Source organism: Streptomyces sp. NPDC030296 (genome assembly GCF_055572815.1).
Genome location: NZ_JBVICQ010000015.1, coordinates 82,618 through 101,679, shown reverse-complemented (window position 1 = coordinate 101,679; position 19,062 = coordinate 82,618). Strand labels below are relative to the sequence as shown.

Genomic DNA, 19,062 nt, shown 5'->3' with positions numbered 1-19,062 from the left:
CGTTCATGACGGCAGCCGGGGGCGGGCCCTGACCTGGGCTCGGTCGGCCGCCTCGGCGCCCTGTTGCCAGCCGGCGGCGTCGCTGACGCCTCGTACGCGGGTGGTGACGGTGTCCGGGAACATCCGGGTGAACCTGTCGCGGACGGCGACACCGCGGGCGGCGAGCACGGGCAGCAGGTCCTGTTCCGGGGTGCCCCCGTCCTCGGTCCGCTCGACCTCGGCCTCGGCGGCGGCCGCCAGCCGGTCGCCTATCCGGTGGGCGTAGGCGGCCAGGAACGACTGCCGGAAGGTCTTGGTCCGTTTGCGGCCGCCCTTGCGCTGGGCCGCCTCCGCCTTGGTCATCGCGGTGGTGGCCTGGACGAGGAGCGAGGTGTAGAGCAGCTCGACCGATTCCAGGTCCGCCTCGAAGCCGACGACCGTGGAGAAGCCGAGGGACTCGTTCCACACGGCCTCGCAGCGGTTCGCGCGGGCCACGGCGTCGAGGAGCACCGCCTTGGCCGTCTCGTACGGCGCGTCCACCCCGATCCGGCAGGCGCCGGGCGCGTCCTTCGCGTGCGTGCGTGCCGCCAGCAGTGCCTCGTCGATGCTGTGCCGGGCCATCAGCTCCTGCGCCTTCGCGCTGAGCGCCTCCGCCTCCTCGGGGAAGTCGGTGGCCTCCGCCTTGGCGAGGAGGGCGCGGATCCGGGTGAGCATCCGGGACTCGGAGTGGTCGGACGGGTGCGCGCCGGTGTCCCTGGGGCGGTCTAGGGACTCCAGGGTGGGCAGACGCAGGAGCAGGCGGTACAGCTCCAGCGCGGTGGTGGCCCGGGAGAAGCGGTCGCCGCCGGGTCCGCTCTCGGCTGCGGGCCCGGCTTCGGCGAGGGCCCGCGCCTCGTCCAGCTGGGCGGCCCAGCGGGGGCTCGGTGGCTGCCGTCGTCCACCGCCGGGCGCCCGCCCGTCGCGGTGCTCGTCGTCCCGCCCCTCCTCGTGCTCGTCGACGACGAGGCGCGCGGCCAGCCGTACGTGGGCGTCGTCCAGCTCGCGCCGGACCTGGCGTACGACGTCGGCGGGCTGCCAGCCGCGTCGCCAGGCGCCTGCGACGAACTCCCGGCCCCGCCGGGCCACCTCCGCGTCGGTCGCGGGGTCGGCGGCGAGCAAGGAGGCGCCGGTGTCGAGGGCGGCGTCGGTGTCGGCGTAGAGGGCCGCCTCGAAGGCGCGGTCCACCGTGCTGGTCGTACTCACGTGTTCGATCGTGTCATGGCGTGGGCGGGGCGGAGGTAGTGCAGGCCCTACCTCGGGACGCCCTCCAGTGGTCGTGTGCGGGCGGACCGCGGACGGTTCGCTTGGAGTCATGACCAGGACAGAGGAAACGGGCACGTCGGGGGCACTCCGGAGAGCGGCGCGGCCGGGACGGCCGGGGTGGCTGAGGCGGCCGGCGGGAACGTACGGGACGTCAGGGGCACCGGAGGCACCGGCCGCGGCCGGGGTGTCGGGAGGGGCGTCGGCCGCAGAGGGCTCGGCGGCCGTGCGGGTGCGAGGGCTGCGGAGGGTGTACGGGGATGTCGTCGCCCTGGACGGGGTGGATCTCGACTTCGCCGCGGGGACCTTCACGGCGGTGATGGGGCCGTCGGGGTCGGGCAAGTCGACGTTGTTGCAGTGTGCTGCGGGGCTGGACCGGCCGTCGGACGGGACGGTGCGGGTCGACGGGGTCGAGCTGGGCGGGCTGGACGAGCGGCGGCTGACGCTGTTGCGGCGGGACCGGATCGGCTTCGTCTTCCAGTCCTTCAACCTGCTCCCCTCGCTGACCGCCGCCCAGAACGTCGCCCTGCCGCTGCGGCTCGCCCGGCGGCGGCCGTCGCGGGGCGCGGTGCGGGCGGCGCTCGACCGGGTGGGGCTCGGCGAGCGGGCCGGGCACCGGCCGGCCGAGCTGTCCGGCGGGCAGCAGCAGCGGGTGGCGCTGGCGCGGGCGCTGATCACCCGGCCCGCGGTGCTGTTCGGCGACGAGCCGACGGGCGCGCTCGACACCACCACCAGCCGCGAGGTGCTCGGACTGCTGCGTGAACTGGTGGACCGGGAGGGGCAGACCACGGTCATGGTCACGCACGACCCGGTGGCCGCGTCGTACGCGGACCGGGTGGTGTTCCTCGTCGACGGGCGGGTGAGCGGGGAGCTGACCGCACCGTCCGCGGAGACGGTGGCGGCGCACATGGCGGGGTTGGAGCGCGGCGCCGGACCCGGCGCGCCGGGTCCGGCGGCGGAAGTGGCGGGCAGGGCGGGTGCGGCAGGCGGGGCAGGTGCGGCAGTCAGGACAGGCATGACGGGCGCGGCAGGTGTGACCGGCGCGGCGGGTGTGACGGGCGAGGCGGGCGTGGTCGCTGGGAGGTCGTCGTGCTGAGTCTGGCGTCGTTGCGGGCGCGGTGGGCCGCGCTGGTGGGATCGTTCGTGGCCGTCGCACTCGGCGTGGGCGTGGTGGCGGTCATGGGGCTGGGGGTCGCCGCGACCCTGGACCCGCCGGTGCGCGAACCCGAACGGTTCGCCTCCTCCCCCGTCGTGGTGGCGGGCGTCGACACACTCACGGTCGAGGTGGAGCGGGGGTCCGGTACCGCGTGGGTGTCGAAGGCGCTGGCCCGTCCACACCCTGTGGACGAGCGGCTGCTGGCCGAGCTTCGGAAGCTGGGGCCGGTGCGGACCGACGGCAGGGCGGCGCGGGACGCCGTCGGGGTGGACGCGCCCGTCGCGGAGGTACGGGCCGCCGTCGGCGGTCGGGCACGGGTGCTGACCGGGGACGACCGGCGGCGGGTCGACCCGTCGTACGAGCGGGACGCGGAGGCGCTGGTCGCCGTCAATTCGCTGCTGGGCACGGCCGCCGGGGTCACCGCGTTCGTGTCGGTGTTCGTGACGGCGTCGACCTTCGCCTTCGTCGTGGCGCTGCGCCGACGGGAGTTCGGGTTGCTGCGGATGGCGGGAGCGACGCCGGGACAGGTGCGGCGGCTGCTGCTCGGGGAGGCGCTGGCGGTCGGGGTCACGGCGTCGGCGGCCGGGTGCGCGCTGGGCACGTGGGGCGCGCCCGTGCTGATCCGGGAGTTGGTGGCGGGCGGGGTGGCGCCGTCGTGGTTCGCGCTGCCGGGCTCGGTCGTGTGGCCGTACCACGTGGCGTTCTGGACGGGTGTGTCGGTGGCGTTCGCGGGGGCGTGGGTCGCCGCGCGGCGGGCCGGGCGGATCGGTCCCGTCGAGGCGTTGCGGGAGGCGTCCGTGGACACGGCGGTGCTGCCCCGGTCGCGCCGGGTGATCGGTGTCGCCCTGCTGGCGGCCGGACTGGGGCTGCTGGCCTGGAGATGGGGCACGGACCCGGCGGAGTTGCTGAAGCGGAAGACGTACACGACGCAGCCGATGCTGCTGATCACCGCGGTCGCGGCGCTCGCACCGCTGCTCGTCCGGCCCCTCGTACGGCTGATGGGCGCGGCGCTGCCCGGTGCCGTCGGGCTGCTGGTCCGCGAGAACGCGGCCACGTCCGTACGGCGCACCGCCGCCGTCGCGGCCCCGGTCCTGGTGACCGTGGCGCTGGCCGGCTCGCTGCTGGGCTCCTCGGCGACGGTCACCGGGGCGAAGGCGGCGGAGGCGGAGGCCAGGACCCGGGCGGACTTCGTCGTGACGGGGCCGGAGGGTCGGCTGGGCGAGTGGGCCGGGCGACACCACGGGTCCGGCGGGGCCAGCGGGGCCGGTGCGGGGGCGGCCGGGGCGCGGAGGGTGGTCGATCCGGGCACGTCGGTGGTGTCCGCGTCGGCTTCCACCGCGGTGTACGTGAGGGAGGAGCGGACCGCGCTCGTCCGGTCCGACGCGCGGGCGGTGACGGATGTGGCGGCGTTCGCGGCGGTGTCGCGGCTGCCGGTGGTCGCCGGTGACGTACGGGACCTCGACGACCGTTCCATCGTCGTGAACGAGGAGTGGGAGCGGCCCGAGGTGGGCCGGTCGGTGCGGGTCTGGCTCGGCGACGGGCGCCCCGTACGGCTCCGGATCGTGGCGGTACTCGCCCGCGGGACCGGTGACAACGGGGCGTACGTGACCGCCGCGAACGCCGGCGGCGCCGGAGTTGACCGGGTCGAGGTACGGGTCCGGGGCGGCGCGGACCGGGAGGCGGTCGGAGCGGCCCTGCGGGAGTCCGGCGCCGGCGGGCGGGTGTGGTCCGCCGGGGAGTGGCTGGAGGCCAACCGTCCGAAGGGCGGCGCCCAGACCCGGCTCGGACTCTTCGTGGTGCTGGGGATCGCGCTGCTGTACGCGGGGATCGCGCTGGCCGGGACGCTGCTCATGGCCACGTCGGCACGCGGGGCGGAACTGCGGTCGCTGCGGCTGGCGGGGGCCACGCGGGGGCAGGTCCGGGTGGTGGTCGCGGGTGAGGCCCTGGTCGCCATGGCGGTGGGCGCCGTGCTCGGCGCGGCGGTCTCCGCGATCAATCTGGCGGGGCTGGCGGGGGCGCTGGGACTGCTGGGGGCGCCGGTGGGGATCTGGTTGGAGGCCTTCTAGGGAGGGGAGCCGCAGGCAGACAGGTGGGGACGGTCGGGCGTGAGCCCTCCGCGCGGGGTGTCAACTTCTGGTTGACACCCCTCCGCTGTCAACCTACGGTTGACACATGACGACGAACCCGCGAGTCACGGCATCCGTGCGTCTCGACGACCTCATCGAGGCCATCAAGAAGATCCACCCGGAACCGCTCGACCAGCTCCAGGACGCGGTGATCGCCGCGGACCACCTCGGAGACGTGGCCGACCATCTGATCGGCCACTTCGTGGACCAGGCGCGGCGCTCCGGCGCGTCCTGGACGGAGATCGGCAAGAGCATGGGGGTGACCCGGCAGGCGGCGCAGAAGCGGTTCGTGCCGAAGGCCGAGGCCGACCTCGACCCCGAGCAGGGCTTCGCCCGCTACACCCCGCGGGCCCGCAACGCGGTCATGGCCGCGCACGGCGAGGCCAAGGCCGCCGGGAACCCCGAGGGCCTGCCCGCCCACCTCGTCCTCGGCCTCCTCGCCGAGCCTGAGGGGCTCGCGGCCAAGGCGATCGTCGCGCAGGGGGTGTCACCGGAGGCGGTGCGGGAGGCGGCGACGGCCGCGCTGCCGCCGGCCGTGGACGAGGTGCCCGAGCTGATCCCGTACGGCTCCGACGCGAAGAAGGTCCTCGAACTCACGTTCCGTGAGGCGCTGCGGCTGGGTCACAACTACGTCGGCACCGAGCACCTCCTCCTCGCGCTCCTGGAGTTCGAGAACGGGGAGGGCGTCCTGAGCGGTCTGGGCGTGACGAAGGCCGCGACGGAGGCGGACGTGGCTCGGGCGCTGCGGGCGGTGACGGAGGGGCAGGGTTAGGGGCCGTTTCCGGGTGCGGGTCCATTGTGGCTTGTCGCGCAGTTCCCCGCGCCCCTGAAAAGCGGCCGGGGCTGCGCCCCGTGCTTTCAGGATGAAGGGCGGGCCGCAGGCCCGTTCCCTTCAGGGGCGCGGGGAACTGCGCGGACAACTCCCACCCACCCGCACCCGCCCACGCACCCCCCGGCCCCCTTTCCTCCCGCGCCGATTGTCAGACCCTGCTGCGACACTCACCCCATGACCGACCGGTGGGCTCTCGCTCCGACCGAGGACGGCGGCGTCGAGCTCGCCCCCCTCGGCCCGGACGGGCTGCCCGCCGGACCCGTGCTGCGGGAGCCGGACCTCGCCGAGGCGGTCCGGCGGCGGGAGCCGGACGTCGGGCGGTGGGTGTGGCGGGCCACCGCCGAGATCTACCCCCGGCTGCTCGCCGACGGCGTCCGCGTCGAGCGGTGCTACGACATCGAGGACGCCGAGACCCTGCTCCTCGGGCACGAGGGCCGTCTCGGCGAACCCCGCTCCGCGGCCGCCGCCCTCGCCCGCCTGCGCCGCACCCCGGTCCCCCCGGACCCTCCGCTCCGCTCCGCGGAACCCGGCGCCCAGCCGTCCCTCTTCGAGCCGCGCCCCGTCCACGTCCCCCTCACCGATCTCATCGAGGTCTACGCGGACCAGCAGCGACGGCACGACACCACCGCCCACCCGGACCGGATGCGGCTGCTGACCGCCGCCGAGTCGGCCGGGATGCTCGTCGCCGCCGAGCTGAACCGCGCCGGAATGCCCTGGCGGGCGGACGTCCACCGCCAGGTCCTGCACGAGATGCTCGGCGAGCGGTACGCGGGCGGCGGGGAGCCCCGCCGGCTCGCCGAGCTGGCCGACGAGGTGTCGCAGGCGTTCGGCCGCCGCGTGCGGCCCGATCTACCGGCCGACGTCGTCAAGGCGTTCGGGCAGGCGGGCATCCGGATCCGCTCCACCCGGCGCTGGGAGATCGAGTCCGTCGACCACCCCGCCGTGAAACCGCTCCTGGAGTACAAGCGGCTGTACCGCATCTGGGTCGCGCACGGCTGGTCCTGGCTCCAGGACTGGGTCCGTGACGGCCGCTTCCGGCCCGAGTTCCTCGCCCACGGCACCGTCACCGGCCGGTGGGTCACCAACGGCGGGGGCGCGTTGCAGATCCCGAAGGTGATCCGCCGCGCCTGTGTCGCCGACCCCGGCTGGCGCCTCGTCGTCGCCGACGCCGACCAGATGGAGCCCCGGGTCCTCGCCGCGATCTCCCGCGACCCCGGGCTCATGGAGGTCGCGGGACGCGGCACCGACCTCTACCAGGCCGTCTCCGACCGGGCCTTCTCCGGCGACCGCGACCAGGCCAAGCTCGCCGTCCTCGGCGCCGTGTACGGGCAGACGTCCGGGGACGGCCTCAAGAACCTCGCCGCGCTGCGCCGCCGCTTCCCCAGGGCGGTGCAGTACGTCGACGACGCGGCCCGCGCGGGGGAGGAGGGCCGGCTGGTGCGGACCTGGCTGGGGCGTACGTGCCCGCCCGCGGCCGGGGCCTCCGACGCGGCGGGCGAGGAGGCGGGGCTCCCCCAGGCCGAGGCCGCCGCGGACGGCGGCGACCAGGAGCAGACGACCGAGTGGGTGCCCGGGTACGCCTCCACCGACTCCCGCGCCCGCGGCCGCTTCGCCCGTAACTTCGTCGTCCAGGGCAGCGCCGCCGACTGGACCCTGCTGCTCCTCGCCGCGCTGCGCCGCGCCCTCACCGGGATGGCCGCCGAGCTGGTCTTCTTCCAGCACGACGAGGTGATCGTGCACTGCCCGGCCGAGGAGGCGGACGCGGTGGTGGCCGCCATCCGGGAGGCGTCGGAGCTGTCGGGGCGGCTGACGTTCGGGGAGACACCGGTGCGGTTCCCGTTCACCACGGCGGTGGTGGAGTGCTATGCCGACGCGAAGTAGCCGCAGGACGGGAGGAGATACCGGCCGAAGGCGCTTCCCCTCACTGCTCTCACAGCTATCACAGCTCTCGCTGCTCTCACTCCTCCCCCAGCAGGCGGCGCAGTTCGCCCGTCACCGTCGACTCCGTGCCGTCGAGCACGGCCAGGGCGCGCCGCCATTCGTCGCGCGCCTCCTCGGTGCGCCCGTCGGCCCGCAGGAGCAGGCCCCGCTGGTGGCGGGCGAGGCCGACGGCGTACTGGTCGGCGCGGGCCACGGCGAAGTCGAGGAGGAGGGCGCACTCGCGGTCGGCCCGGTCGGCCTGCCCCAGTTCGCGCAGGGCCCGGACCAGACCGAGCCGCGTCTTGGACTCGCCCTGCCAGTCCTCGTCGTCGCCGAGGACCCGCAGGCTCTGCTCGAAGCTGCGGACGGCGGCGGCCGGTTCGCCGAGCCTGAGGTGGGCGTAGCCGATGTTGCAGTGCGCGGTGTGCCGTACGACGACGCTGTCGGCGATCTCGCCGAGGGCGAGACTCCGCTCGTGGTGGGCGATGGCGGCCCGCGCGTCGGTGTGCTTGACCAGGTTGCCGAGATGGCTGAAGGTGACGGCCTCGCCGTACGGGTCGCCGAGCTGCCGGGACAGCTCCAGGCTCTCCCGGAGGGCCTCCTCGCTCTCCTCGTACCGGCCGAGGCTCTCCAGCACGAGCCCCCGGTTGTTGAGGCACCGCCGTACGCACGACACGACACCGAGCTTCCGCCACAGTGTCAGGCCCTGGTCGTTGAGGTCGAGCGCGTCCGAGGCCCGGCCGGACATGAAGTGCAGCCCGGCCCGGTCGGTCAGCGCGAACGCCTCCGCCTCGTCGTCCCCCAGCGACCGCGCCACGTCCAGGGCGTACCTCCCGAGCACATCGAGCTCGGCGAGCCGGCCGCCCCGGTGGAGGTACGGGAAGAGGTGGCGGACGAGGGCGGGCGCGTACGCCGCCCTCCCCCCGTCGCCGCCCGGCTCGCGGGAGCAGCGCTCCACGAGGGCGACGATGTTGGGGAGTTCGCGGTCGCCCCAGGCGAAGGCCTCCTCGGCGGAGGCGAAGGGTTCCGTGGCGGTCGCCGCCGGTTCCGTCGGGGTCGTACGGAGCCGTTCGTCGCGTTCGTGGCCGGGCGGGAGCAGCACCAGCAGGCTCTCGCGGGCACGGGAGGCATACCAGCGGAGGGCTTCGGTGGTCTCGCCCCCGGCGGCGGGGCCGGTCCTGGGGTCGGCGGGGGCTCTCGTCCCTTCGGCCGCCCGGGTCCGGGTCGTGTCGGTCCGGGCCGTGTCGGCGAGTTCGCGGGCGAAGTGGCGGACGAGGTCGTGGGGGACGTAGCAGCCGTATGTGGTCTCCTCCAGCAGGGCGACGTCGACGAGGCGGTCGAGGGCGGCCTCGGCGCGGCGTTCGTCGATGCCGGCCAGGCGGGCGAGGAGGGGGGCGCCGTAGGCGGGCAGGTCGAGGGCGCCGACGAGGTGGAGAACGTGGGCGGCGTCGCCGTCGGCCTCGCGGGCGGAGGCGCGGAGGGCCTCGTGGGCGACGGCGAGGGAGCGGCGGACGCTCAGGTCGTCGTACTCGAGGTGGTGCAACCGGCTCTCGGTGGCCGCCAGTTGGCCCGCGAGGGCGTCCGGGGTGAGCGCGCGACGGGCGGCGAGGCGGGCCGCGACGACACGGAGGGCGAGCGGGAGCCGCCCGGTCAGCGCGACGAGGGGGTGCGCGGCGTCGAGCCCGGCCGCGCGTCCGGACGCGGCGCGCAGCAGCGCGGCGCTCTCGTCGTCCGACAGCGGGGCGAGCGGGAAGCGATGGGCGCCGTCCAGCGCGGTGAGCGGCGAACGGCTCGTCACGATCACCGCGCACCCGGCGCCCGCCGGCAGCAGCGGGCGTACCTGTGCGGCGTGCGCGGCGTCGTCCAGCACCATCAGCGTGCGCGTCGGCGCGAGCGTCGAGCGGAGCAACGCGGCGGCCGCGTCGGGGTGTTCCGGGATACGGCGCGGGTCCGTGCCGAGGTCGCGGAGGAGGGCGGCAAGGGCCTGGGCCGGCGTGAGGGGCGTCATGCCCGGGGTCGCGCCGCGCAGGTTGACGTACAGCTGGCCGTCCGGGAAGCGGTCGGCCAGTTCGTGGGCGAGGTGGAGAGCGAGGGCACTCTTGCCGACACCGGCCATGCCGCTGATCACGACGGGTTCGGCGGCCGCCGGGCGACGCGCGGCACGGGAGGGGGCGTGACCGGGGCCGTGGCCGCCCGGTGGGCGCGGTTCGCGGGCGGCGGGCCGCGTGGTGTCCCGTACGCCGTGGCCGCGGGCCGGCGTGGTCACGGCGAGCGCGGCGCGCAGCTCGGCCAGGACTCGGCGTCGGCCCGTGAAGTGGGCGGGAGGAGGCGGAAGTTGCGCCGGGCGCGGCGGCTCGGGGGCGGGCGGCTCGGCGGTCGGCGGGACCGGCGGTGTGCCCTCGCCCTCCCGGAGGATCTCCAGATGGGCCTCGCGTACGGCGGGGCCGGGGTCCACACCGAGTTCGTCGCGGAGCCGGTCCCGGAGGTCCCGGTGCACGGCGAGGGCCTCGGCCTGGCGGCCGGTGCGATGCAGGACGAGCATGAGGAGGCGGTGGAAGGCCTCCCGCAGGGGGTGCTCGGCGACGAGGGCGGCGAGTTCGGGGGCGAGGGCGGTGAGGGCGTGCGCCTCCCCGTGGGGCGCGGAGCCTTCATGGCCCGCGGTGCCGAAGGTGACGTCGGCGGCGGCGCGCGCGAGGTGGAGTTCGGCGTCGTAGCGGCGTTCGAGGAGGAGCAGTCGGGCCTCCTCCAGGCGTTGGACGAAGGCGTGCGCGCCGAAGTCCCCTGCGGGCAGGCCGCCGAGCGGAGTGCCGCGCCAGAGGTCGAGCGCGGCGGTGGCCTCGCGGACGGTGCGGGCCCAGTCGTGGGCGGCGTGCGCGGCACGCGCGGCAGCGGCGCGCGCCTCGAAGACGCGGACGTCCAACTCGCCCTCGTCGACCCGCAGGAGATAACCCGGTGGTACGGCGCGCAGCCGGTCGGGGTCGTCGAGGAGCCTGCGCAGCCGGGTCACATGGTTCTGGAGGGACGCCTGCGCGGACGGCGGCGGCGACCCGTCCCACAGCACGTCCTTCAACGCGTCGACGGACACGACACGGCCGGGTTCGAGGAGCAGCGCGACGAGGAGGGCGCGCACCTTGCCGCTGCCGACGGGGCGTACGGCGCGGGCGTACGGGTGACCGGGGCGGGCGTACCGGTGGTCGGGGCGGGGGTGGGGACCGGAGTCGGGGCCGGGGGCGGGACCTGAGCCGGGACCGGTGTGGGGGCCGGGCTGGGGGCCCGAGTCGGAGGTGAGGGCGGTGTCGCCGTCGGATGTGTCGGAGGCGTCGTACAGCACCGGCGGACCCAGCAGTCCGAACCGCAGCCCGTCCCGCATAGCGTCCGTCCGCTGCCTTCCCGTGCCGTCGTACCGGACCGCGCCCCCCGGCGACTCGCGTCGGCCCGCGCCGACTCTCCCACGGCTTCCGTGCGGTCCCGGTAGGACCGTTGGGCACATGTTAGCGATCCGTTGGCGGGACCTGATGTGATCACTTCATCGGATCCGGCGCCGACGGCGCACGCGGACGACGCGTAGCTCGGGGGAGCGCCGCCGCCGCTGCCGGATCCGAAAACGCGCGGTGCCCCGGTCGGTGGAGGTGAACGACCGGGGCATTCGTGTGTGTACGCGAGCGCCTGGCGGATGGCCGCCGCCGACCGGGCTACAGGATGGGTGGGCGGCCCAGCCGGGTGAGGCGCCATACGGTGCGCCAGCGCATGGGGCGGCGTTCGCCGCCGGACTCGCGCCAGCCCTCCATGAACCCGCCGAACCACGCGCGCAATCCGCCCCCGGAACGGGTCCGCAGCAGGGTGATGAGCACCCACACTCCCAGATGGACGGGGATGAGAAGCAGCGGGAGCCGACGGCGGGCCAGCCAGACGCGGTTGCGGGCGTTGACCCGGTAGTAGATGGCGTGCCGGGCGGGCGACGTCTTCGGGTGCTGGAGGAGCAGTTCGGGGGCGTAGAGCACGGTCCAGCCGGCGTCGATCGCCCGCCACGCCAGGTCCGTCTCCTCGTGCGCGAAGAAGAACTCGGCGGCCCAGTCGCCCGTCTCACGGAGCATGGCCATGGAGAGGGCGTGTCCGCCGCCGAGGAAGCCGGTGACCGGGCCGCCCCGCAGGGGATCCTTGGCCCCGACCCTCGGCACGTGCCGCCGCTGGGTCTCGCCGGTCTCGTCGGCGATACGGAAACCGACGATGCCGAGGCGCGGCTCGGCGACGTAGAGGTCCCGGACGCGGCGCAGGACGTCGGCGTCGACGAGCAGTCCGTCGTCGTCCAGTTCGACGACGACGTCGACGTCCCCGAACGCCCGCAGCCGCTCGATGGCCACGTTGCGGCCGCCGGGGCAGCCGAGGTTCTCGTCCACCTCGATCGGCGTGACCTCGCCGGGGAGGCCGAGGCGCTCGGCGAACTCCGGCAGCGGGCAGCCGTTGCCCACGATGACGATGCGCGCGGGCGCCAGGTCCTGCTTGGCCACGGACGCGAGCAGCGCGTCCACCTCGGCGGGCCTGTTCCCCATCGTCACCACGGCGACGGCGATCCGAGGCCCCTCCTCCGCGTCCGTCACGACACCAACCCCATCCCGTCGACCGACCATCCGAGACAGCCGACGAGCCCCCGCAACCGACCGACTGATTACCGCCGGATGCTAGCCGTTCATGCCGACGACTTCTCAGGGACGCCCCAAGTACGCGGTTGCCTGCGGCGAATGGGGATGGGTGCGGGGTGGGCTGGGAGGCGGGGCGGAGCGGCGGGCTGGAGGGGGCGGGGTGCGGCGGCGGGCTGGAGGGGGCGGGTGCAAGGGGGATGAGGTGGGCGGCTCTCGACTCGCGCTACCGCTTCCCGCCGCCGCCCCGCCGTTCCTCCCTCCGGCGTACGAACTTGAGCCCCGACCAGTCGTCGCCGAGGGCGGCGACCTTCACGTCGACGACGCCGAGGGGGAGGAAGAGGTCGCGGAGGGCGTTCTCGGTGATGTCGCTGGTGTGGCCGGCCGCCTTGCGGGGCCAGGCGATCCAGAGCATGGCCGGGTCGGCGAGGTCCGCGACCAGGCCGGGCCCCTCGGCGGCGAGATCGCCGTACGCCCGGTAGAAGGCGACGACGACATCGGCGCCCCGCGGCCCGCCCTCGCCAACGTCACACCCTTCCGGCAGCCCCGGGATCTCCCACCCGTCCGGCGCGTGCAGCAACCGCACCCGCTGCCCGGCCTTGACGCCGATCTTCTTGGCGAGCGGCGTACCGGAGTACCCGCCCCCACCCGAACCAGCACCCATGCCGGACCTCCGAGGTAGAAGACACACACCTCCACCCTTCCGGCATGCCAGAACCGCGCCACCGACACAACCCGGGCGGGCCGGACGGGGGCGCGACGAGGGCACGGGACGGGCGGAGGACGCCGCGCCGGTGCGGGGCGGGAAGGCCGCTGAAGGGGCGCGGGCCGATGCGGAGGCGTGGCCCGGGGTGACCGCCGGCCGGTGATCGGAGGCGGGTGACCGGTGACACCGGCGGCCACCGGCCGGAGCCAGGGGGCCAGCGGGCCGGGGGCCGGCGGGCCCGCCGGCCGGGCTAGCTCTTGGCGGCCGGCTTCCAGTCCTCGACGAGGAGGCCGAGGAGCACCTCGTCGAGGAACTCGCCCATCACCCAGGCCGAGGAACGCAGGACGCCCTCGCGGACGAAGCCGTTGCGCTCGGCGGAGCGGAGCATCGCGGTGTTGTCGGACAGCGTCTCGATCTGGAGCCGGTGCAGGCCGCGCACGACGAACCCGTAGTGGCACAGCACGGCGACGACGTCGGTGCCGTAGCCCTTGCCTCGGCAGGACGGCAGCAGCCCGAGCCCGATGTGGGCGCACCGGTTGTGGTTGTCGATGCCCCAGAGCGTCGCGGTGCCGACCAGGGTGTCGCTCTCCAGGTCCACCACGGAGAACTGGACGACTCCGTCGTTCTTGCCGTCCACGAACAGCCGGGGGTCCTTCGAGTCGGGCGTGATCGGCCGCCACGGCCCGGCCTCGGCGCGCGCGGAGTTGGCCACGTCGTCGTAGAGCTCGGTCCGCAGGACCGGGATGTCGTCCTCGTACCGGGCCCTGAGCCCGACCTTGGTCCCCTTCAGCATGCGAGCTTCCTATCCGACCGCTCGGACCGGCGGCAAACCAATAAACGATCTCCGCTTCGTGGACACCGCGCGGCCCCTCCCCCGCGCGATGGCTTCGCGCGAAGGGGGCCGCTTCTCCGAGGTCACCCGGGCCCGTTCACGCCCGCAGCGGGTTCGCCCGTACCGCCGCCATCAGGTACCAGGCCGTCGCCCCGGTGTGCCGGTACGGGTAGTAGCCGAAGCCGAAACCCGTGTCGAGGGGGCTGCTCGCGGAGACGATGCCGGAGCGTTCCGGGAGGGTACGGCCGCCGACCGTCTGAGCGGTGCCGAGGTGGTCCTGGGCGCGTTCGAGGGAGTCGAGCAGGCGCCGGGCGCGGTACTCGTCGCCGCGCGCCCCCCGGTCACGGAACGCGAGCGCCAGATGGGCGGTCCCCTCGAACCACACGCCGTTGCGGTCCGGCTTCGGCTGGAACTCGGCGATCGGCTTGTCCTCGTCGGCGACGAGGCTCGCCGAGCTGAACGTGACCCCCTCGAACGACTGCCCGGCCGGCACCGTGCTGTTGCGGCGCCCGGAGTGGTCCAGGACGGCCAGTTCACCGGCCGCCCAGTCCAGTGACCGCGCGAAGCGGCGCGAGTCGAGCGCGAGGTGGGTCCAGGTCTGGGTGTCCTCGGGAACGGGGGACTTGTTGACGGTGACCCCGTCGTTGGTGCCCGTGTAGAAGAAGCCGCCCTCCGGCTCCCACATGCGCCGCACGAACGCCTCCGCCCGCGCCGCGCGTTCCCGCCACACCCGGTCGCCGGTGAGCCGGGCGAGCCGCCCGAACAGGCAGACCAGGTCCGTGTTGTGCTCGGTCGACGTGAACGGCAGCTTCTCGTTCGCCCCGTTCACACCGAACTTGTAGCCGCCGAGGGGCTCGTCCGTACGGCCGGTGCGCTCGATCCACTCCCCGATCCGCACCGCCGCCGCGAGGAACCGCCGGGCCCGTGTCCGCCGGGCCAGCGCGCTCAGCGCGATACCGGCCCACGCCATGTCCCCGACGGCCGTCCCCGTGAAGCCGAACTGCGTGCCGACGTTCGCGGTGCCGTCCGGCCGTACGAAGCCGTGCGGCTGCGGCACGCCGTCGAAGAAGACGTACGGCCCGACGTTGTAGGCCTGCCTCAACCGGCCGTCGTCGTACGCCGGGTCGTGCGTCTGGGCGTAGATCAGCGCGTCCCCGAGGGTGACGGCCCGGGCCTCGCCGTCCCGCGTGCGCACCGCCAAGTGGGCGAGGATAGCGAGGGCGTTGTCGTACGTGAACGCCGTGCTGAACAGGTTCGCCTGGTCGGTGTAGCTCTGCGTCAGCCGGACGGTGCCGTGGTCCGGGTAGGCGTCCATGGCGGCGGCGAGGAAGGACCGCGCACGCCGTCGGGCCGACCCGCCGGGGGCCTTGGCGGCGCCGGGCTCCTGCCTGGCGGGGACCCCGGGTGCCGCGTGGGCCGTGCCGGAGAGGCCGGTCGCGGTGAGCGCCGCCACGCCGAAGCCGAGCAGCGCGCGACGGCTGGGTGTCGGACCTGGTCTGCCGGTCATGGTTCTCCCTTGGGGTGCGGGACATCAGGCGGCACCTGCCGTTTGAGAGCGCTCTCAGAGCGCGCGCCGCTCATTGTGCTGGCGCTCCTGATCCGGGTCAACGGCTGTGACACGCGCGCCGGTTGGGGCAATCGCCGGACTGCCGCCCGGAACTTGCCCCCACGCAACCCCTCCGCGAGCCCCCTCCACGCCCAGCCCCCGCACGCCCAGCCCCCTCCACGCCCAGCCCCTGCACACCCAGCCCCCTCCACGCCCAGCCCCTGCACACCCAGCCCCCTCCACGCCGAGCCACCGCCGCGACAAGCCCCCTCGGCCGAGGGCGGAGCGGCCAGGGGGCCCTCCGCCACCCGGAAGGCCGCCCCGCGTGCGCGGCTCGCGCAGCGGATGGCCGAGGAAGGCGCGCCCGCCCGACGGCGGACCGGAGCCCCGCCCCGTGGCCGGTTCGCGCCCCCACCGTTCCCCTCGGTCTGCCGCCAGGCCTCCGCTCACTCCGTCCGCAACGCCGTCGCCGTCCCCGCCCGTGCCGCCCAGCCGGCCGGGAGCAGGGCGCCCGCCACCGCGAGGACCAGCCCGCCCAGCGCGAGGAGCACCAGGACGGGTGGGTCGTAGACGGCGATGTCGGCGGCCGGTACGGACATGCCGATCGCGTCGCCCATGAGAGGAGTGACGGCACGGTGCAGGGCGACACCGACCGGGACCGCCACGACACCGGCGAGCAGACCGACCCCCGCGACCGAGGTGACGACCATCGCGACGGTCTGGCGGGGCGTCATCCCCAGCGCCTTCAGGACACCGAGGTCACGGACCCGGTCGCGGGTGTCGAGGACGACCGTGTTGAGCACGCCGAGCCCCGCGACCACGACCAGCATCAGCGTGAGCATCCCGATCAGCGCGTCCATGGCCACGATCACACCGGAGGTGCCCGGGGTGCCGGTCCGGGCGACGGCGCCCACACCGGCGGCCTTCAGCCCGCCGTTCAACGAGTCGAGGTACCGCGCCGGATCGGTGCCGGGTTCCGTCCGTACATGGAACTGTCCGGGCCGGGCGTCGGCGCCGAGCCCGAGGTCGGCGAGCGTGGTGGTCGAGGTGAGCAGTGCCATGCTGCCGCCCTCGGTGAAGAACGCCGCCCCGACGACCCGTACGGTGGTCCGCCGCCCGTCGTCCGTGAGCGCCACCGTGTCCCCGACCCCGATACCGGCCGCGTCGAGGAACCGCTCCGTGACGACGGCCTCGCCCGCTCCGTCGAGCCAGCGCCCCGAGACGATCTGCGGGGCACCCCACGCCGAGTCGCCCTCGTACGCCACGACGGTCGTCGCCCCGGTGACCCCGGACGCCGCCACCTGGGCCTGGGCGGTGCCGTAGAACCGGGCGGTGCCCTCCTGCGCCCGCAGCGCGTCCGCCACGGCCCCCGGATCGGCCCGCTCCCCTTCCTCCTCGCCTCCGGCCCGGACGACGTCCGCGCCGGGCGGCCCCTGTCCGCCGCCGGCCTCGACGACCACGTCGGCGGCCGAGTTCAGCAGGCGCCCCTCCTGCACCGCGCCCAGCGTCAGCGCCAGCCCCACCGCGAAGGTGACGGACACCGTCCCGAACCCGACCGCCGCCGCGGCGACCAGCGACCGCCCCGGCCGCGCGAAGGGATACGCCAGCCCGAGCCCGACCGCCCTGGGCAGCGGCACCCGCCGGGCGAGCCGCGACGCGAGCCGCCCGAGCCGCCCGGCTCCCCGCCCGGCCTCGCCGGCCGTACGCCCCACGGTGATCGCCTCGACCGTCCGCAGCCGTCCCGCCCGCAGCGCGGGGACGAGCGCGGCACCCGCGACCAGGACGAGCGCGCCCGCCGGCACCGCCACGTCGATCCACAGCGGGACCGTCGTCGTGGGAGCCCCGACCACGTCGCCCGCCTCCGCGAGCACCGGCACGGCCAGCGCGTTGCCCAGCCCCACCCCCAGCACGCATCCCACGGCCGCCGGTACGAACGCCTGCGCCACGTAGGCCCGTACGACCTGTCCCGGAGTGAACCCGAGCGCCTTGAGCACCCCGATCCGGCGCGTCGCGGCCCCCACCGCCCCGCCGACCACGATCCCGATGACGAGCACCGACAGGAACAGCCCGAGCCCGCCGAAGGCCACCAGGAACGGTACGAACGCCATCGCGTTCGCCGTCTGTTCCTGCCTCACCGTGAGATACGACCGCGCCCCGGTCATCACCCCCTCCGGCACGGCACCGGCGACCGCGGCCCGCCCGGCGGCGACGTCGGCGGCGGTGCGGGCGTCACGGAGGCGGTAGTACATCTCGTACGAGTACGAAGACGGGGCCACAGACGACGACGTAGACGGAGACGCGGACGGAGACGGAGACGGAGACGGGGACGGAGACGGGAACGGAGACGGGGACGGGCGGGAGGCCACGGCCGCATCGGTGGCCCCCGCCGGCGCCCCCGCCAGCGCCTTCGCCTGGTCCGGGGTGACCCACGCGTCCGCGGTGCCCGTGACCGATCGCGCGACGCCCACCACCGTCAGCGTCGGACTGCCCGGCGCGTCCGGGACCGTGAGGCGCGCCCCCGGCCGTACGGGCACCTCGCTCTCGTCCACCGCGATCTGACCCGCCCGCGAGGGCCACGCGCCCTCGACGAGTTCGATCCGGTCGACCGGCCCCGCGGCGTCGGCCCGGCCGACGACGGTCAACGGCGGAAGATCGACACCGGCGGGCACGAACTCCGATTGCGAGGCGGTACGCGGCCGCACGGAGAGACTCAGGAAGGGCCCCACGGCGGCAGCCACCCCCGCGGCTTCGGCGGTGGCCTTCACCTCGGTGGCCGAGGCCCGCGCACCGTCGAACTGCCCCACCAGATGCGCCCCACGCTGTTCTGCGAACGCCCGTTCGAAGGGGGCCCGCGCGGCGACCAGCAGCCCGGCCGCGAGGACCGAGGCGGTGACAGCCATCAGCGTCGTCAGCACCATCACCACGGTCTGCACCCGCCGCCGCCCCACTCCGGCGCGCACCACCTTCCCGAGGGCGCTCACCGCCCCACCCCCGCCACGCCCCCACCCGGACGCCGACCGGGACCCTGCGGGCCACCACCCCAGTCGTCCCCTGCGCCACCGGCACGGGCACCGGCACCGGCGCCGGCACCGGCTCCGTCGGCGGCCACATCACGGACGATCCGGCCGTCCACCAGCTCGACCGTCCGCTGGGCACAGGAACGGGCGAGACCCAGGTCATGGGTGACGAGGACGATCGTCTGCCCGTCGGCGTGGAGGTCGGTGAGCAGTCGCCGTACGTCGTCGCCGGACGCCGTGTCCAGCGCGCCGGTGGGCTCGTCGGCGAGCAGCAGCGCCGGACGGTTCATCAGGGCCCGTGCGACGGCGACGCGTTGCCGCTCGCCACCGGAGAGCCGTCCGGGATACGCGCGGGTGTGCCGGTCGACCCGCAGATACTCCAGCAGGCTCGCGGCCCGTCGCCGTGCCTCGCCGCCGGGCATCCCCGCCAACTGGGCGGGCAGCAGCACGTTGTCGCCGACGGTCAGGTCGTCCAGCAGGTTGAAGAACTGGAAGACCATGCCGACCTTGGCCCTCCGGTAGCGCGCGGAGCCCGCCTCGTTCAGCTTGTCCACCCGTACGCCGTCGACCGTGACGCTTCCCGAACTGGGCCGGTCCAGTCCGGCGATCAGATTCAGCAGCGTCGACTTGCCGCTCCCCGAGGGCCCGATGATGCTCACGGCCTCCCCGGCCCGCACGCTCAAGGTGACACCGGAGAGCGCGGGCGGTCCTTCGCCGCCGTACGCCCGGCTCACCTCACGGATGTCGATGACGGGCGCGGCGACGGCCCCGTTCATGGCCGTACTCGCGGTCGTGGTCGATGCCACGAGACCTCCCCAGGACGGTGGTTGATGACGCACCACGACGCTAGGAAGCGCGGGGCGACCGGTCGTCCCCCACGGCGACGACCTCGTCTGCCGCACACGACGGACCCGTACGGGGCGTCATCCCTGGGATGTACGCGGAGGATGCAGACCCCGTCCGCACGGAGAACGATGTGACGCCCGAACCCGCTTGCCAGACTGTGCGCATG

General features: G+C 75.0%; 12 protein-coding genes. 4 read left to right on the top strand and 8 right to left on the bottom strand.

The genetic code is table 11. The annotated features are described in order from the left end of the window. Window positions 1-3 precede the first annotated feature (3 nt). Window positions 4-1,221: a DUF2786 domain-containing protein gene (locus ACZ4Z3_RS34555; protein ID WP_468504758.1), complete on the bottom strand. Its 1,218-nt coding sequence runs from the start codon at window positions 1,219-1,221 to the stop codon at window positions 4-6. Between the two features lie 283 nt (window positions 1,222-1,504). On the opposite strand from ACZ4Z3_RS34555, the gene ACZ4Z3_RS34550 reads away from it, so the two are divergent. From ACZ4Z3_RS34550 to ACZ4Z3_RS34535, 4 genes are all read left to right on the top strand, one after another. Beyond that, window positions 1,505-2,374 (top strand): ABC transporter ATP-binding protein, encoded by an 870-nt coding sequence (locus ACZ4Z3_RS34550; RefSeq protein WP_468504757.1) that lies wholly within the window; start codon window positions 1,505-1,507, stop codon window positions 2,372-2,374. Further along, window positions 2,368-4,500 carry an ABC transporter permease gene (locus ACZ4Z3_RS34545; RefSeq protein WP_468504756.1) on the top strand — a complete coding sequence of 711 codons (2,133 nt, stop codon included), beginning with the start codon at window positions 2,368-2,370 and terminating at the stop codon, window positions 4,498-4,500. Before ACZ4Z3_RS34550 ends, ACZ4Z3_RS34545 begins: the two co-directional genes overlap by 7 nt. A gap of 106 nt (window positions 4,501-4,606) precedes the next feature. Next, window positions 4,607-5,332: a Clp protease N-terminal domain-containing protein gene (locus tag ACZ4Z3_RS34540; protein WP_468504755.1), complete on the top strand. Its 726-nt coding sequence runs from the start codon at window positions 4,607-4,609 to the stop codon at window positions 5,330-5,332. A 234-nt stretch (window positions 5,333-5,566) separates the two neighbouring features. Then, window positions 5,567-7,273 carry a bifunctional 3'-5' exonuclease/DNA polymerase gene (locus tag ACZ4Z3_RS34535; RefSeq protein ID WP_468504754.1) on the top strand — a complete coding sequence of 569 codons (1,707 nt, stop codon included), beginning with the start codon at window positions 5,567-5,569 and terminating at the stop codon, window positions 7,271-7,273. Between the two features lie 76 nt (window positions 7,274-7,349). Here ACZ4Z3_RS34535 and ACZ4Z3_RS34530 read toward each other — a convergent pair whose 3' ends face one another. The 7 genes from ACZ4Z3_RS34530 to ACZ4Z3_RS34500 form a co-directional block, all read right to left on the bottom strand. Continuing rightward, window positions 7,350-10,682 carry an AfsR/SARP family transcriptional regulator gene (locus tag ACZ4Z3_RS34530; protein ID WP_468504753.1) on the bottom strand — a complete coding sequence of 1,111 codons (3,333 nt, stop codon included), beginning with the start codon at window positions 10,680-10,682 and terminating at the stop codon, window positions 7,350-7,352. Window positions 10,683-11,004: 322 nt separating this feature from the next. Beyond that, window positions 11,005-11,940 (bottom strand): glycosyltransferase family 2 protein, encoded by a 936-nt coding sequence (locus tag ACZ4Z3_RS34525; protein WP_468504752.1) that lies wholly within the window; start codon window positions 11,938-11,940, stop codon window positions 11,005-11,007. Between the two features lie 235 nt (window positions 11,941-12,175). After that, on the bottom strand, window positions 12,176-12,613 hold the full coding sequence (locus ACZ4Z3_RS34520) for a DUF3052 domain-containing protein (protein WP_468504751.1): 438 nt from the start codon (window positions 12,611-12,613) through the stop codon (window positions 12,176-12,178). Window positions 12,614-12,905: 292 nt separating this feature from the next. Further along, the gene (locus ACZ4Z3_RS34515; RefSeq protein WP_468504750.1) at window positions 12,906-13,448 is read right to left on the bottom strand and encodes a GNAT family N-acetyltransferase; all 543 of its coding nucleotides are present in this window, start codon (window positions 13,446-13,448) and stop codon (window positions 12,906-12,908) included. A gap of 136 nt (window positions 13,449-13,584) precedes the next feature. Then, a complete protein-coding gene (locus ACZ4Z3_RS34510) occupies window positions 13,585-14,994 on the bottom strand; it encodes a Tat pathway signal sequence domain protein (RefSeq protein ID WP_468504749.1) in 1,410 nt (469 codons plus the stop codon). A 485-nt stretch (window positions 14,995-15,479) separates the two neighbouring features. Further along, window positions 15,480-18,014 carry an FtsX-like permease family protein gene (locus ACZ4Z3_RS34505; RefSeq protein ID WP_468504748.1) on the bottom strand — a complete coding sequence of 845 codons (2,535 nt, stop codon included), beginning with the start codon at window positions 18,012-18,014 and terminating at the stop codon, window positions 15,480-15,482. Then, window positions 18,011-18,826 carry an ABC transporter ATP-binding protein gene (locus ACZ4Z3_RS34500; protein ID WP_468504823.1) on the bottom strand — a complete coding sequence of 272 codons (816 nt, stop codon included), beginning with the start codon at window positions 18,824-18,826 and terminating at the stop codon, window positions 18,011-18,013. Before ACZ4Z3_RS34500 ends, ACZ4Z3_RS34505 begins: the two co-directional genes overlap by 4 nt. Window positions 18,827-19,062 lie beyond the last annotated feature (236 nt).